Below are 14,905 nucleotides of genomic sequence, written 5' to 3'. Positions count from 1 at the left end.
CCCACAAAAGCCAGGCCCCACACAAACAGGTCCATGCCAGGGCCGGCAAGCTCTGGTTGACCCAAGGCATCTGTGATGAAATGCGACCCCAACCCTTATCGCGCCGCGCCGCCATCACTTGCCGTGAAGCCCCGTCTGATACGCCAGCTTTTCCTGCCGCCGTTGATCATCGCCCTGATGATCGGCCTGGGTTACATCGGCTTCTGGGTCAGTGAGTACTATGGCATCCGCACCCTCAGCGACAACGGCGAGCGCCAGCTGGAGTTGCACGCCCGCACCGTCGAAAGCGAACTGAGCAAATACACCTACCTGCCCAGCCTGCTGGAACTTGAGTCCAGCGTCTCCACGCTACTGGCCGACCCGAACCAGGAAACCCGCAAAACCGTCAACGATTACCTCGAAGGCCTGAACCGGCGTAGCCGCAGCCGCGCCATCTACGTGATGGACACTACCGGCCGGGTGCTGGCCACCAGTAACTGGCGCGATGCCGACAGTTACCAGGGTGAAGACCTGTCCTTTCGCGCCTATTTCCAGAACGCCGTCCGCGGTCAGCCTGGTCGTTTCTACGGCATCGGCAGCACCAACGGCGAACCCGGCTACTACCTGGCCCATGGCCTGGAAGAGCACGGCAAGATCATCGGTGTCGCGGTGGTCAAAGTGCGCCTCGAAGCCCTTGAAGAGCGCTGGCAACGCGCGCGCCTCGAAGCGTTTGTAAGCGACGAGAACGGCATCATCATTCTGTCCAGCGACCCGGCCCGCCGCCTCAAGGCCGTGCGCCCGCTCAGCGACGAGACCAAGGAGCGCCTGGCCCACAGCCTGCAATATTACTGGGCGACCTTGAACGAGCTGGAGCCCCTGGCCCGCGAACGCCTCAACGAAGGCACCGAAAAACTCACCTTCCCGGCCAACAGCGAAGTGGTGGCCGACGAACACGAAGTCAGTTACCTGGCCCAGACCCGCCCGCTCAACGACACGCCGTGGAATTTCACCCTGCTCACCCCGCTCAATGACCTGCGCCGTGCCGCGATCAACCAGGGCATCCTGGTGGCCGTCGCCTTCGGCCTGGTCGCCTTTCTGCTGATCGCCTGGAACGAGCGCCGCAAGGTCATCGCCACCCGCCTCGCCGCCCGGGAAGCCTTGCAGGAGGCCAATAGCCAGCTCGAACGGCGGATCGCCGAACGCACCACCGACCTGCGCGCCAGCAACGAACGGCTCAAGGGCCAGATTCGCGAGCGGCGCCAGGCCGAAGAAACCCTGCGTCGTGCCCAGGACGAACTGGTGCAGGCCGGCAAACTGGCGGCCATCGGGCAGATGTCCACCAGCATCGCCCACGAGTTGAACCAACCCCTGGCGGCGCTGCGAACCTTGTCCGGCAACACCGTGCGCTTTCTCGAACGTGGCGCCCTGGACACCGCCAGCGCCAACCTCAAGACCATCAATGAACTGATCGACCGCATGGGCCGCATCACCGCCAGCCTGCGCTCCTTCGCCCGGCGCGGTGACGACCAGGGCGAAGCCGCATTGGGTAAAGCCGTGGACGCAGCATTCCAGGTGTTGAGCGCGCGCCTCGATAGCCTGCCGCTGACCCTGCACCGTGACTTCACCCCTGCCCAGTTGCAGATCGACCAGACGCGCCTGGAACAGATTCTGGTCAACCTGATCGGCAATGCCCTCGACGCCATGCAAGCGCAACCAGCCCCGCAACTGTGGCTGGAGGGTCAACAGATCGATGACAAATACCGCCTGTACGTGCGCGACAACGGTCACGGCATCGACCCCGAAGCGCGCAAGCATCTGTTCGAACCGTTCTTCACCACCAAGCCCGGCGAACAAGGCCTGGGCCTGGGCCTGACCCTGTCCGCCAGCCTCGCTGCGGCCACCGGCGGCAATCTTGCCGTGGAGCACCCGGCCAGTGGCGGAACCGCCTTTGTCCTGTGCTTGCCGATGGCCGGCGCTCAACAACACGAGCCGACATGAACACAGATCTGAATGCCAACCTGACGGTCCTGATCGTCGAAGACGACCCCCACGTACTGCTCGGCTGCCAGCAGGCACTGGCGCTGGAAGACATTCCCAGCGTGGGCGTAGGCAGCGCAGAAGAAGCCCTGACCCGCATCGGCGAAAACTTCGCCGGCATCGTGATCAGCGACATTCGCCTGCCGGGCATCGACGGCCTGGAGCTGTTGAACCGCCTCAAGGCCCTGGATAAAAGCCTGCCGGTGGTGTTGATCACCGGGCATGGCGATATTTCCATGGCGGTCGGTGCCATGCGCAACGGCGCCTACGACTTCATGGAAAAGCCCTTCTCGCCCGAGCGCCTGGTGGACGTGGTTCGCCGTGCCCTGGAGCAACGCGGGTTGGCCCGGGAAGTCTGGTCGCTGCGCCGCCAGTTGGCCGAGCGGGATTCTTTGGAAGGTCGCATCATCGGCCGTTCGCCGGCCATGCAGAACCTGCGGGAACTGATCGCCAATGTCGCCGACACCTCGGCCAACGTATTGATCGAAGGTGAGACCGGCACCGGCAAGGAGCTGGTCGCGCGTTGCCTGCATGATTTCAGTCGGCGTCACACCCACCAGTTCGTCGCCCTGAACTGCGGCGGCCTGCCGGAGAACCTGTTCGAAAGCGAGATATTCGGTCATGAAGCCAACGCCTTTACCGGCGCCGGCAAGCGTCGCATCGGCAAGATCGAGCACGCCCATGAGGGCACACTGTTTCTCGATGAAGTGGAGAGCATGCCGATCAACCTGCAGATCAAGCTGCTGCGGGTATTGCAGGAGCGCACCCTGGAGCGCCTGGGTTCCAACCAGAGCGTGGCGGTGGATTGCCGGGTGATCGCCGCCACCAAGTCCGACCTCGACGAACTGAGCCGCGCCAGCCAGTTCCGCAGCGACCTGTACTACCGCCTCAACGTGGTCACCCTGGAACTGCCCCCCCTGCGCGAGCGCCGCGAAGACATCCTGCAATTGTTCGAACACTTCCTGCAGCAATCCTCCCTGCGCTTTGACCGCACCGCGCCCGACCTCGACAACCAGACCCTGTCCAGCCTGATGAGCCACGACTGGCCCGGCAACGTGCGCGAACTGCGCAACGTCGCCGAACGCTTCGCCCTGGGCCTGCCCGCCTTCAAGAAAAGCGGCGCCAGCGGCGGCAGCCATGGACTGGCCTTCACCGAAGCGGTGGAAGCGTTCGAGCGCAACCTGCTCAACGACGCCCTGCAACGCAGCGGCGGCAACCTGACTCAAGCGAGCCAGGAACTGGGGATGGCCAAGACCACCCTGTTCGACAAGGTCAAGAAATACGGGTTGAGCCACTGATGGATCTGGTACTCAAAGCCGCCCTTGGCGCGGCAGTGGTGTTGATTCTGGCGGCGCTGGCCAAGACCAAAAACTATTACATCGCAGGCTTGGTGCCGCTGTTCCCGACCTTTGCCCTGATCGCCCACTACATCGTCGGCAAGGGTCGCTCGGCGGAGGACTTGAAAACCACGATCCTGTTCGGGATGTGGTCGATCATTCCGTACTTTGTGTATTTGGCGACGTTGTATGTGATGGTCGACCGGATGCGGCTGGAAGCCTCGCTTGCGGTGGCGGCAGTGGCGTGGTTGATGGCAGCGACGGTGCTGGTCAGCGTCTGGGTGCGCCTGCACACCTGACATTGTGGGAGCTGGCAAGCCAGCTCCCACATTTTGGATTGAGGTGTATCAGAGAGGTCAGCGAACGATCTTGTCGACCTGAATGCCCAGCTTCTTCAGCCGATACCAGAAGCTGCGCTCGGAAATCCCGATTTTCTGCGCCGCCGCGGCCTGCACACCGTTGCTCTCCTGCAACGCCGCCAAAATATAGGCCTTCTCCACCTCAGCCAGCGCCGCATCCAGGTCCGGCGGCAGCCCCGGCCCGTCGCTCAGAATCGCCTCGACGCCGCCCTCGCTCGGCCTTGAGGCAAACAGGTAGCCCGGCAGGTCGATGTCTTCGATCACCGGCGACGCCGCCACGATGGTCGCGCGCTCGACGCAGTTCTGCAGCTCTCGGATATTGCCCGGCCAGTGATACGCCGCCATGGCCTGCAACGCTTCCGGGCTGAAGCCGGTGATGCGCTTGCCGGCGGTGGCGCTGAGGGTCTGGGCGAAATGGCGGGCCAGCGGCGCGATGTCTTCCACGCGCTCGCGCAGGGACGGCAAGGGAATCGGGAACACGTTGAGGCGGTAATACAGGTCCTCGCGAAACTCCTTGTTGGCCACCGCGTCCAGCAGGTTCTTGTTGGTGGCGGCGATCACCCGCACATCCACCTTGCGCTCGCGCGGATCGCCCACCGGCTCGATCACCCGCTCCTGCAACGCGCGCAGGATCTTGGCCTGCAAGGCCAGGGGCATATCGCCCACTTCATCGAGAAACAGCGTGCCCTTGTCGGCCTGTTGAAAACGCCCGACCCGGTCGGCCACGGCGCCGGTAAACGCGCCTTTGCGATGGCCGAACATTTCACTTTCCAGCAGGCCCTCGGGAATCGCCGCGCAGTTCACCGCCACGAAGGGTTGATCGGCGCGGCTGCCGTGCTTGTGTATGGCGCGTGCCACCATCTCTTTGCCGGTACCGCTTTCGCCGGTGAGCAGGATGGTTGCGCTGCTGTCGCGCACCGAATCCACCGCTTGCAACACCTTGCGAAACGCCGGGCTGTCGCCCACCAGGCTGTCGAACTGGGCGTGCTCGTCCAGCTCGGCGCGCATGCGGGCGTTGTCGCGCATGATGTCGCGAAATTGCAGGGCCTTGGCCACGGTGATGTCCAGTTCGTCGATATCGAACGGCTTGGCAATGTAGTCATAGGCGCCGTTGCGCATCGACTGCACCGCGTTTTTCACCGTGCTGTAGGCGGTCATCACGATCACCGGCACCTGGGGGTAACGCACCTTGATCTCGGCCAGCAGCGCCGGCCCGTCCATGCCCGGCATGCGCCAGTCACTGATCACCAGGTCGATGCTTTCCTGCTCCAGCACTTTGAGCGCATGCAGGCCATTGCCGGCGGTAAATACCTGGATGTCCCCCTGGCCCAGGGCCGACGCCAGCAGGTCGCAGAGCTTGGGCTCGTCGTCGACCACCAATACGTTATGCGTCATGACTGTCCTCGTCGTCTTCGCCCGTCGCCGGAATGTACAGGCTGAAGGTGGCGCCGGCATCTTTCTCACTGGCACATTCAATGCTGCCGTCGTGACTTTCCATGATCGAATAGACTTTGGCCAGACCCAGGCCGGTGCCCGAGGCCTTGGTGGTGACGAACGGCGTGAAGATGCGCTCGATCATGTCCGCCGGGATACCTTGGCCGGTATCGGCGATGCTGATGATCGTGTTGTCGTCTTCGCTACGGATGCCCAGGGTCAGGCGCCCGCCCTCGGGCATGGCGTCGATGGCGTTGAGAATCAGGTTCAGGCAGGCCTGTTTGAGCTGCTTGGCATCGGCGTAGATCGTCGCGCCGGGCGCCTGGTCATCGATCTGTGCATCGATGTTGTGGGTGGACAGCTCCGGGCCGCAGAAGCCGAGGATTTCCTCTACCAACACGCGCGCCGGCTGCATCACGCGCAAGGGCGGGTTGGGTTTGGCGAAGTCGAGGAACTCGGTGATCAGGTCGTTGATGCGGCTGACCTCGCTGATCACGTATTCCAGGTGGCGCTTGTCGGTGTCCGGCAAGTCCGCGCGACGGTGCAGCAACTGGGTGGCGGTCTTGATGATGCCCAGCGGGTTGCGGATCTCGTGGGCCAGGCCCATGGCAACTTCACCCAGGGCGTGCAGGCGGTCGCGCCGGCGCAATTGGGCTTCCAGGTGATGCAGTTCGCCCAGGCGTTCGGTCATGTGGTTGAAGGTGCTGCTCAACTGGGCCAGTTCATCGCCGCCGCTGACCAGCACCCGGTGCTCGTAATTGCCCGAGATCACCGCGCTCACGCCTTGGGACAAATCCCGCAGCGGCTTGGTCAGGCGCCGCGACACCAATACCCCCGCTGCCAGCGACAACGCCGAACTGAGCAGGAAAATCAGCACGAACAGGTTGCTCTGGTTCACCAGCCCCACCAGGCTGGTATGGCGCAACAGGCCACTGAAAATCACGCCTTGCAGGTCGCCGGCGTCGTTGAAGATCGGCCAGTACAACCCGCTGTAGTTGTTGGTGAACTGCTCGCTGGGCTGCTTGGTGCTGCGCATCAGGGTTTCGACGTTCTTGGGGATGCGCGAGGGGTGATCCTCAAAGCGCTGGGTAGAGAAGATCTCCGAGAAGCCGTCGGGGTTGGCCAGGTACAGACGCAAATCCAGGGAGTGCACATCGGCCACACTGGTGAGGAAACTGCTGTCCAGGTAGGTGGCCACCAGCAACAGGTAATCGACGCCGTCCTGGGTGGTCTCGAAGGTGGACACCACGATCCCGGTGCTCACACCCGCCACCTGCACGGTCTGCAGCACCGCGTTGCTGGTGAGGTTGATCTGTTTGACGATGTCGTCGGAGGCGGTGCTGAACACCAGTTTGTGGTCGCTGGTGCGAATGAGCGCCACCACATCGATATCCGTGGCATCGGCGATGTCGGCCGTCAGCCGGTCATGCTTGGCGGCCTGACGGTTCGACGGTGGGCTGGTGTAACGCAGGAACAGCTTGGCCATGCGCGCGTTGTCGTGAAGGATGTCGCCGATCTCGTCCTTGACGATCTTGGTCGACTCTTGCAGCCAGATCCTTACGTTGCTGTCGAAAATCTGCGACAGCGTGGTGGCGGCCAGCTCCGCCGCGATCATCGTCGGAATCACGCTGACCAGCCAGAACGCCAGCACCAGCTTGCGCTGGACACTCCAGCGCGAAATGGCAAAAGGACGGGCTTTCGGGCGGGTCTTGGTGATCATCAGGTTTCGCTTATCGCAGCAGCCATGGCAGGGTCGGAACGATCCGGTCGAATAAACAGTTTTACAAGCTTGAGCAGGCCGTTGACCAGCCGGTTGCGATGCCGAAAGAACACACTGTTGCCCTGGAACTCGCAGCCCAGGCGCAGCTTACTGGCATACCCGGCCTGCCCGCACTCATACACTGCAATCTTGTGTTCAATACAGTAGTCGACATTGGTCAGCCAACTGCGGAAGTACAGGTTGTAGTCGCGGGTGAACTCGACGTCATGCCCGAAAAACTTGTCCACCAGCCGGTGTTCATCCACCAGGATCAGGTTGAACGCCACCAGTTGCTCGTCCACCCAGTAAAGAACACAGACCGCGCGCTCCCCCAGCCGTTCGAGCACTCCGGTGAAATAGCCGGCGGGCAGCCGTTCGAACTGCAACTCGGCGCGTGTGAGGGTGGCTTCGTACAGGCGCATGACCTCGGGCAGCACATCGTCGATATTGCGTCGCCACTCCACTCGCGGCCCCGGCGCGCGCAGCTTGCGCCGCAGGTCCTTGCGCGTGGATTTGCCCAGGGAACCGAGGTAGGCGTCCACCGACCCGTAAGGCAGCGGCAATACTCCGGTTGGCAGGCTGGGCATGCTTTGAAAGCCGGCAGCGCGGCAACTGTCGAGCCAATGGGGGTCCTTGCTCGGCGCGTCCTTGACCGCCACCAGGCCGATGCCGAACTCATCGGCATCCTGGCGCGCCGCGACCAGCAATTGCTCGAACAACGCCGCGCGACGGACCGTCGGCACATGGCTCGCAACGCCGGCATCGCAGCGCTCGGCCACAGGGGAACCGAGGGCGTACAACCCCAATTTCAAGAGGCCCGGCCACAGCCGTTCGACCCGCTCGGTCAAGCGCTTGCCGGCACCCGACACCGTGGTGTCGAGCCGATAATGGGTGATGAACGCGGCAGCCACGGCCACCAGCGTTCCATCGTCGAACACCGCCAGGTATCGCCACTGAAAATCATCGATGGCGGCGTTTTCCACGGCGACGTAATAGTCCCAGTCCTCCAGCGCCCCGGGAAAACAGTCGTTCCAGGCACTGCGCTGGATGGCCCGGATAGTCGGGAAGGCTTGGGTGGTGATCACAGGTGTCCCTTATTTCTGGATGAGCGCCAATCAAATGTGGGAGCTGTCGAGCCCCGGCGAGGCTGCGATGGCATCACCCCGGAACACTGGGTAGACCGAGGCGCCTGCATCGCAGCCTCGCTGAAGCTCGACAGCTCCCACATTGATCTGCATGGGTTTGACGTCCGCATGCTGCGCGACAAATTCCGCACTCAACTCGATCACCCGGCGGTATTGCAGGTCGACGGTGATCATGTGGTAGCAGTTGTCCAGCAGGATCTTGGTCACCGGCCCGCCCAGATGGCGCTCCACGTAATCGGCGTTCCAGCGGCTGGTGATGTCGTCCTCGATGGAATGCAGCACCAGCGCAGGCGTCTGGATCGAGGGCATGAGCCGCTTCACCACGGCGTTCATCCGGTGCAACTCGCGCACCGTGATGCCCTCCATGGTCAACAGGCCAGCCTCGCTGCTCTGCCCTTCCTTCATCTGGCGCTCGACGATACCGCGCAGGCGTTCGTTCTTGATGCCATAGGGCGGTTTTTCTTCGAAGCGGCAAATGTGCACGCCGAATGGAATCTTCATCAACAACGGCGTCAGGAACGCCAGCTTGTTGATGCTCCAGCCGTCGTACTTCAGGGTGGTCGAGTACATCAGCAGACCCGCGACCTGCCCCGGGAACTGCGATGCCACATACATGGACATCACCGCCCCCATCGACAGGCCACCGACAAACACCTGCTCGTGGCGCTGCTTCACGCCGACGAAGGTCTTGCGCACGCCTTCGTACCAGTCGAGCCAGCCGGTGGCCTGCAGGTCGCTGTTATCACCGCAGTGCCCGGCCAGGGTGGGCACGTACACCGTGCAATTGCCCGCCTTGACCAGGCCCTTGGCGACCTGGCGCAACTCCGTCGGGGTGCCGGTCAGGCCGTGGATCAGCAGGATCCCGACCGGACCTTCACCGAGAACGAAACCGGCATCGCCTTCACCGAGGTCGATCTCTACCTGTTTCACCGGTTGGTCGCCCGCACCAGCAGTTGCTCGAGCAGCTTCAGGCCCAGTTCGATTTCCGGGTAGCTGATTTCCAGGGACGGTGCCAGGGTGATCACGTTCTTGTAGTAACCGCCCACGTCGAGAATCAGGCCGAGTTTCTGGCCGTCCACCACCATGTCGCCCTTCATGCCTTCCTCGACCATGTAGTCCAGGGTCGCCTTGTCCGGGGTGAAACCATCCGGTGCGCAGATTTCGCAACGCAGCGCCAGGCCCAGGCCGTCGACATCGCCAATGATCGGGAAGCGCTTCTGCAGGTCTTGCAGGCCTTCGAGGAAGAACTTGCCCTTGGCCATGACCATCGCGCCGTAGTCGACTTCGTTGGTCATCTTGAACATTTCCAGGCCCACGGCCGTACCCAACGGGTTGGAGGCGAAGGTGGAGTGGGTGGAGCCTGGCGGGAAGATCTTCGGATTGATCAGTTCTTCACGGGCCCAGATGCCGCCCAGCGGGTTGAGACCGTTGGTCAGCGCCTTGCCGAACACAATCACGTCCGGTTGCACGTCGAAGTGCTCGATCGACCACAGTTTGCCGGTGCGGTAGAAGCCCATCTGGATTTCGTCGGAAACCAGCAGAATGCCGTGCTGATCCAGCACTTGCTTCAATTCGCGGTAGAAGTTCATCGGCGGGATCACGTAGCCGCCGGTGCCCTGGATCGGCTCGACGTAGAACGCCGCGTATTCGCTGGCGCCGACTTTCGGGTCCCACACGCCGTTGTATTCGGTCTCGAACAGACGGGCGAACTGCTGCACGCAGTGGCTGCCGTACTCTTCCTTGGTCATGCCTTTGGGGCCACGGAAGTGGTACGGGAACGGGATGAACTGCGCACGCTCGCCGAAGTGGCCGTAGCGGCGACGGTAGCGGTAGCTCGAGGTAATCGACGACGCACCGAGGGTACGGCCGTGGTAGCCGCCTTCGAAGGCGAACATCAGGCTCTTGCCGTTGGTGGCGTTACGCACCACCTTCAGGGAGTCTTCGATGGACTGCGAACCACCGACGTTGAAGTGCACGCGACCGTCGAGGCCGAACTTCTTCTTGGCATCGACCGCGATCATTTCCGACAGCTCGATCTTGCCTTTGTGCAGGTACTGGCTGGCGATTTGCGGCAGGGTGTCGATCTGCTGTTTCAGCGCGTTGTTCAGGCGTGGGTTGGCGTAGCCGAAGTTGACCGCCGAGTACCACATTTGCAGGTCGAGGTAAGCCTGGTCTTCAGTGTCCCAGACGTAGGAGCCTTCGCAACGGCTGAAAATGCGCGGTGGCTCGATGTAGTGAACGGTGTCGCCGTAGGAGCAGTACTTGGCTTCTTTGTCCAGAAGCACCTGGTCTTCGGCGGTAGCGATACGGATATCAGACATGGTGGAAGAGTTCCTGGTTGTCAGCAGTAAAGGAGTTGGCGTTGGCGGCGATGCCTTGTGGCAGCAGCGCCAGCAGCGCAGGCACTTCAGCGAAGGTCTCGAAGCGTGCGTGGGGAATGTCGTTGGTCACGCAGTAGTCGGCGAGGCTGCCCTTGGCGAACACGAAGTCGGCGGTGGACGCCACACACATGTCGGACTTGCCGTCGCCGATCACCAGCACGCGCTTGTTACGTGGCGTGGACTTGCACTTGCAGTTGCCGGAGGCGGCACGGCAGGCATCGCTGGAATACGGGAAGTCGATGCGCCAGCTGTTCTGGTCGACCTGGCGCAGGCGGTTGGCGAGGATCGGCAGCAGGGTCACGTAGTTGCGTGACAGGATCCGCGCAATGCCCTGCTCGATGCCGTCGCTGACCACTTCGATGGACGCGCCCAGGCCGATGACGTGGTCGACGAAGTCCGGGAAGTCCGGGTCGATCTCGACGCTGTCGAAGTACGCCAGCAGTTCGTTCGGCGTGGCCTTGATCAGCGCCAGTTGGCGGCTCAGGCATTCGCGTGAACCGATATGCCCATCCAGCCATTCCTGTTCGATGGTTTCCCACTCGGGACCGGCGAAGCGTTGGAGGACGTTGTCGATGACGTCGGTGGGGGTGATGGTCCCGTCGAAGTCACACACGATATGCCAATGGATCATCAGTGTTTACCTTGGAAGAGCGCGCTGTGTGCGCTTGCAACAGGGGTAGAGCAGGGAGTGTGCCAACTGGCCATCGCCCAGCAGGGCTGGGGCTTTGCCCGGTGCAGGAAGGGATTTGTGTCGCGGGAGCTACAATTTTTGTAGCTTGCTACAAACAAGATGAGTGCTTGCGCGGCACAGGCGCTTCGCGCGTTCATGCGCACGTAATCAATCAAGGAACCGTGACCATGTTCAGGATCACATGCGCTGCATTCGCCGGTTTGCTTGGCCTGTGGAGCTTTTCGAACGCTGCCGTGGCCGAAGGCATCACCGGTGAAGTGGGTGCAGGCGTCAGCTATCAACCCCGGGAACCCACCGGCAGCCGCTACCAGATCACCGCCATTCCTTATTTCGATCTGGACTGGGGCAGTGTCAGCCTCGGTACCGACGACGGCCTGACCTGGAGCGCCCTGAATACCAACGGTTTTACCGCCGGACCCTATATCAATTACGTCCCGGGCCGCACCGCCAACGGCGCCCTTGCGGGCCTGCGGGATGCCTCGAGCATGGCCGAGGTGGGCGGGTTCGTGCAGTACGCGCCCGCCGACTTCTGGCGGGTCTATGCCCAGTTGGGCCGCGCCGTGGGCGGGGGACACGACCAGGGCGGCGTGCTCGGCAAGGTCGGTGGCGAGCTGGGCTACCCGCTGGGCGGCGGGATCATTGGCAGCAGCGGCCTGATGGCGCACTTCGCCGACGACCGCCAGACCAACACGTTTTTCGGTGTGGACGACAACGAGGCCGCAGCCTCGGGCTTCAAGCCATACAACGCCAGCGGCGGCTTCCAGAACCTGACGTTTACCCAGAGCTTCGAGTTTCCCCTGGCGCCGAAATGGTCACTGCTGACCAGTGCCAGCTGGGTGCACCTGGTGGGTTCGGCGGCCGATAGCAGCATCGTCCGGCAGACCGGCGAAGTGAACCAGGGCCAGGTACAAACGGCCATCAGTTACAAGTTCGATTAGGTTGGTCTGGGGTTTGCAATGACGTCCTGGAATCCACTTTTCCAGGACATTTTCAATGGCTCGCCCCGCTTACCGCCTGCTGCATCACTCACTCTGGGACCTGGTGCCCATCGCCCTGGGCCTGGCGCATTTCGCGTTCGTCATCTGGCTGGTCGCCGCCTTCCACAGCCTCAGCTGGTGGGCCCTGGTGCCGCTGGCGCTGGTGTACGCGATCAGTCTGTCGTGGAGCATCAACAGCATCTCCCACAACCAGATTCACAATGCCTACTTCACCCACCGGCCCATGAACCGCGCGTTCGATTTGCTGCTGTCGGTGACCATCGGCTTCTCCCAGACGCTGTACCGCGATATCCACAACCGCCATCACCGTGGCAACGCCGACCTGCCGGGGCCGGACGGCAAGACCATCGACCCGCTGTCGATCTACCAGCGTGGCCACGATGGCCAGCCGGAAAACCCGTGGGCCTATACGTTCCTGAGTTTTTTCCGCGATGATCCCAAGCCGTTCTACGACGAAATGAAGCGCAAGCGCCCGGCGGATGCGCGCTGGGTCAAGGTCGAGATCGTCGTGACTGTGGCGTTCTACATCGCCCTGGCGTTCTACGACTGGCACGCGGTGGTGTGGCTGCTGCCGTTCTGGTACCTGGGCCAGTGCCTGTCATCGCTCAACGGCTACTACGAACACTTCGGCGGCAACCCGGACCTGCCGATTGCCTGGGGCGTGAGCTCCTACAGCGTGTTGTACAACCTGATCTGGATGAACAACGGCTACCACGCCGAACACCACTACCGGCCAAAGATGCATTGGACCAAGGTGAAGGCGTTTCATCGGGAAATCGCCGGGCAGCAACGCGAGGCGGGGGTGAAGCAGCTTCCGGTGTCACACGGGTTGGGTTTCCTGGTGGCGCACAGAAAATCCTGACCAGCCACTCACCCTTGTGGTGAGCAGGCTTGCCCTGCGCGAGGCAAGCTCGCTCACCACAAAGATCGAGTCAGGCCCGAGTGATCAGTTTTCTTCGCCTTCGGCCAGCAGGGCGATGCCGCCGATAATCACCGCGACGCCCACCCAGTGCAGCAGGCTGATGTGTTCCCCCAGCCCCAGCCACGACCCCAGCAACACCACCACGAACACCAGCGAACTCAGCGGGAACGCCAGGGACAGACTGCTGCGGCGCAGGATCAGCATCCACACGAAAAACGCGCCGATATAACTGCCGATCGCCGCCAGGATCCCGGGGTTGCGTGCCACCTCCCCCAGCCACTGCCAGCTCACGTCCATCTGCCCCAGTTGATCCCCGGCCACCTTGGTGAACAACTGCCCGGCGCTCTCGGTACAAATCAGCAGCGCCCACAGCACCACCGTGCCCAAGCGCCCATGCAGCCAGCCGTTATTCAGGGTTTGCGTACTCATGCCTGACTCCCTGCAATCGCCACCAACATCACACCAAACGTAATCACCAGGGTGCCCAGCCAGCGACGGCGGCTGACGGTTTCGCCCAGCACCACTTTGCCCGCCAGCACTACCCCGCAATAAGCCAGGGCCGCCGCCGGGAACAGCAGGCTCAACGGTGCGCGGGACAGGGCTTCGAGCCACACGAAGAACTCCACGGCATAGGCGCCGATCCCCGCCCACAGCAACGGCGCGTTGAACACCTGGCCCCAGAACGCATTCAGGCGAAAACCGCCCTCCAGTTCCGGCAAACGGTCCAGGCCGATCTTGAAACACAGCTGCCCGATCACATCGAGCACGATGGAAAACGCCACCAGCAACACCACGGTCAAGGTCACGGGAACAACTCCTCAAACAGGTCGATCAAGGCCGCATTGGTGGCCGCATTGCGTTGCAAATCTTCGGCGCTCCAGCGCTCGGGCGGCGGTTGGTCGGACTTGGCCTCCCATCGCTTGAACGCATTGCTGAACGCCGGTGTGGCGAACTCGCCGCACACGTCGATGCCGATGATGCGTTTACCCGCCGCCAAGGCCCGCAGGGCTTGCAGCAGATGGGTCAGGCGCATGCCGCCCTGGTCCCAGTTGGTGGCCGCGTCTTCACTGGCAAGTACGTCTTTGTCGATGGTGATCCAGATCGCATCGGTGGGCAGGTCGTCGATCATTTGTTCGAGGAACGCCGCCCAATCCAGCTCGGCCAGGTTGCGCCAGTGCAGGTGGTTTTCTTGCTGCTGATGGCCGGCGCCATCGCCGACCCGCCCCCAGACTTTCGACGGTGCATGCTGCCAGGGAAACAACTGCAACCGCCCCTGCTTCAAGGCGCCCAGGTTGCCACCGCGCAATTGCGGATTGTGCAGGTCGTCGCTGCATGGGCCGAGGGTGACGATGCGTTTGATCGCCGGCATTTTCAGCGCCCGATTGACCCACGAGCCACAGTGACGCTTGGGCGCAAAGCGCACCCAGTCGGGGTGGTTGTCGAAGTGGATCAGGCTGATGGGTTCTTTGAGGTCTGCGAGAAATGCCGGCGTGAGGTGGTGATAGTCGCCGGAGCCGACAAACAGGATTTCCGGGCGCGCGTCCACCGGCCGGGGCCGTTGGGCCAGGCGGTGGGCGAAGCGGTTCCAGGTCTTTTCGGTGGACCACAGGCGCAGCTTGGGGCCCAGGTCCAGCAGGTCAATGCGGGTCGCGGCGCCACTGGCCAGCCGCCGGGCAATCGGAGCCTGGCCGGTGAGGCTGTGGTCGAGGTCGAGAATGTTCAAGGCAGTGTCCCCTAAGGCTTTAAGGGGTCAATGCAAGGGACGGGCCAGCCCCACTCTTGAAGACAGTGACTGACCAATGTGGGAGCGGGCTTGCTCGCGAGTGTGGTGTGTCAGTCATTGAATACTGGGCTGACACACTG

Annotated in this window: 14 protein-coding genes; 5 read left to right on the top strand and 9 right to left on the bottom strand. The window is 62.6% G+C overall.

Annotated elements, in window-relative coordinates; genetic code table 11:
- The first annotated feature begins 75 nt into the window (after window positions 1-75).
- The 3 genes from aauS to ACW9IB_RS11620 are packed head-to-tail and all read left to right on the top strand — an operon-like array spanning window position 76 to window position 3,652.
- Window positions 76-1,977 (top strand): two-component sensor histidine kinase AauS, encoded by a 1,902-nt coding sequence (gene aauS, locus ACW9IB_RS11630; protein ID WP_457365070.1) that lies wholly within the window; start codon window positions 76-78, stop codon window positions 1,975-1,977.
- The gene (gene aauR, locus ACW9IB_RS11625) at window positions 1,974-3,314 is read left to right on the top strand and encodes a two-component response regulator AauR (RefSeq protein WP_457365071.1); all 1,341 of its coding nucleotides are present in this window, start codon (window positions 1,974-1,976) and stop codon (window positions 3,312-3,314) included. The genes aauS and aauR overlap by 4 nt, the downstream gene beginning before the upstream one ends.
- Window positions 3,314-3,652 carry a GlpM family protein gene (locus ACW9IB_RS11620; protein ID WP_457413730.1) on the top strand — a complete coding sequence of 113 codons (339 nt, stop codon included), beginning with the start codon at window positions 3,314-3,316 and terminating at the stop codon, window positions 3,650-3,652. The genes aauR and ACW9IB_RS11620 overlap by 1 nt, the downstream gene beginning before the upstream one ends.
- Window positions 3,653-3,709: 57 nt before the next feature.
- On the opposite strand, the gene ACW9IB_RS11615 is transcribed toward ACW9IB_RS11620, so the two are convergent.
- From ACW9IB_RS11615 to ACW9IB_RS11590, 6 genes are read right to left on the bottom strand one after another with little or no spacing between them, the layout of a single operon-like run.
- Window positions 3,710-5,107 (bottom strand): sigma-54-dependent transcriptional regulator, encoded by a 1,398-nt coding sequence (locus ACW9IB_RS11615; protein WP_457413729.1) that lies wholly within the window; start codon window positions 5,105-5,107, stop codon window positions 3,710-3,712.
- Window positions 5,097-6,866: an ATP-binding protein gene (locus ACW9IB_RS11610; protein ID WP_457365074.1), complete on the bottom strand. Its 1,770-nt coding sequence runs from the start codon at window positions 6,864-6,866 to the stop codon at window positions 5,097-5,099. Before ACW9IB_RS11610 ends, ACW9IB_RS11615 begins: the two co-directional genes overlap by 11 nt.
- The gene (locus ACW9IB_RS11605) at window positions 6,866-7,990 is read right to left on the bottom strand and encodes a GNAT family N-acetyltransferase (protein WP_457413728.1); all 1,125 of its coding nucleotides are present in this window, start codon (window positions 7,988-7,990) and stop codon (window positions 6,866-6,868) included. The genes ACW9IB_RS11610 and ACW9IB_RS11605 overlap by 1 nt, the downstream gene beginning before the upstream one ends.
- 30 nt (window positions 7,991-8,020) lie before the next feature.
- A complete protein-coding gene (locus tag ACW9IB_RS11600) occupies window positions 8,021-8,980 on the bottom strand; it encodes an alpha/beta hydrolase (RefSeq protein WP_457413726.1) in 960 nt (319 codons plus the stop codon).
- A complete protein-coding gene (locus ACW9IB_RS11595) occupies window positions 8,977-10,371 on the bottom strand; it encodes an aspartate aminotransferase family protein (RefSeq protein ID WP_457365077.1) in 1,395 nt (464 codons plus the stop codon). The genes ACW9IB_RS11600 and ACW9IB_RS11595 overlap by 4 nt, the downstream gene beginning before the upstream one ends.
- Entirely contained in the window at window positions 10,364-11,062 is a 699-nt protein-coding gene (locus ACW9IB_RS11590; protein WP_457413725.1) for an MtnX-like HAD-IB family phosphatase, read from the bottom strand. Before ACW9IB_RS11590 ends, ACW9IB_RS11595 begins: the two co-directional genes overlap by 8 nt.
- A 227-nt stretch (window positions 11,063-11,289) precedes the next feature.
- On the opposite strand from ACW9IB_RS11590, the gene ACW9IB_RS11585 reads away from it, so the two are divergent.
- Window positions 11,290-12,060 carry a MipA/OmpV family protein gene (locus tag ACW9IB_RS11585; protein WP_457413723.1) on the top strand — a complete coding sequence of 257 codons (771 nt, stop codon included), beginning with the start codon at window positions 11,290-11,292 and terminating at the stop codon, window positions 12,058-12,060.
- Window positions 12,061-12,115: 55 nt separating this feature from the next.
- Entirely contained in the window at window positions 12,116-12,982 is an 867-nt protein-coding gene (locus tag ACW9IB_RS11580) for a fatty acid desaturase family protein (RefSeq protein WP_457413722.1), read from the top strand.
- Between the two features lie 84 nt (window positions 12,983-13,066).
- On the opposite strand, the gene ACW9IB_RS11575 is transcribed toward ACW9IB_RS11580, so the two are convergent.
- The 3 genes from ACW9IB_RS11575 to ACW9IB_RS11565 are packed head-to-tail and all read right to left on the bottom strand — an operon-like array spanning window position 13,067 to window position 14,765.
- Window positions 13,067-13,471 carry a transporter gene (locus ACW9IB_RS11575; RefSeq protein ID WP_457365081.1) on the bottom strand — a complete coding sequence of 135 codons (405 nt, stop codon included), beginning with the start codon at window positions 13,469-13,471 and terminating at the stop codon, window positions 13,067-13,069.
- Window positions 13,468-13,848 carry a transporter gene (locus ACW9IB_RS11570; RefSeq protein WP_457365082.1) on the bottom strand — a complete coding sequence of 127 codons (381 nt, stop codon included), beginning with the start codon at window positions 13,846-13,848 and terminating at the stop codon, window positions 13,468-13,470. The genes ACW9IB_RS11575 and ACW9IB_RS11570 overlap by 4 nt, the downstream gene beginning before the upstream one ends.
- Window positions 13,845-14,765, bottom strand: a complete 921-nt coding sequence (locus ACW9IB_RS11565) for an arginase family protein (protein WP_457413721.1) — start codon at window positions 14,763-14,765, stop codon at window positions 13,845-13,847. The genes ACW9IB_RS11570 and ACW9IB_RS11565 overlap by 4 nt, the downstream gene beginning before the upstream one ends.
- Window positions 14,766-14,905: the final 140 nt, after the last annotated feature.

It is taken from the genome of Pseudomonas sp. SDO524_S393, from assembly GCF_054071875.1.
The sequence above is the reverse complement of the archived record's forward strand: the minus strand, read 5'-3'. Positions and strand labels throughout refer to the sequence as shown.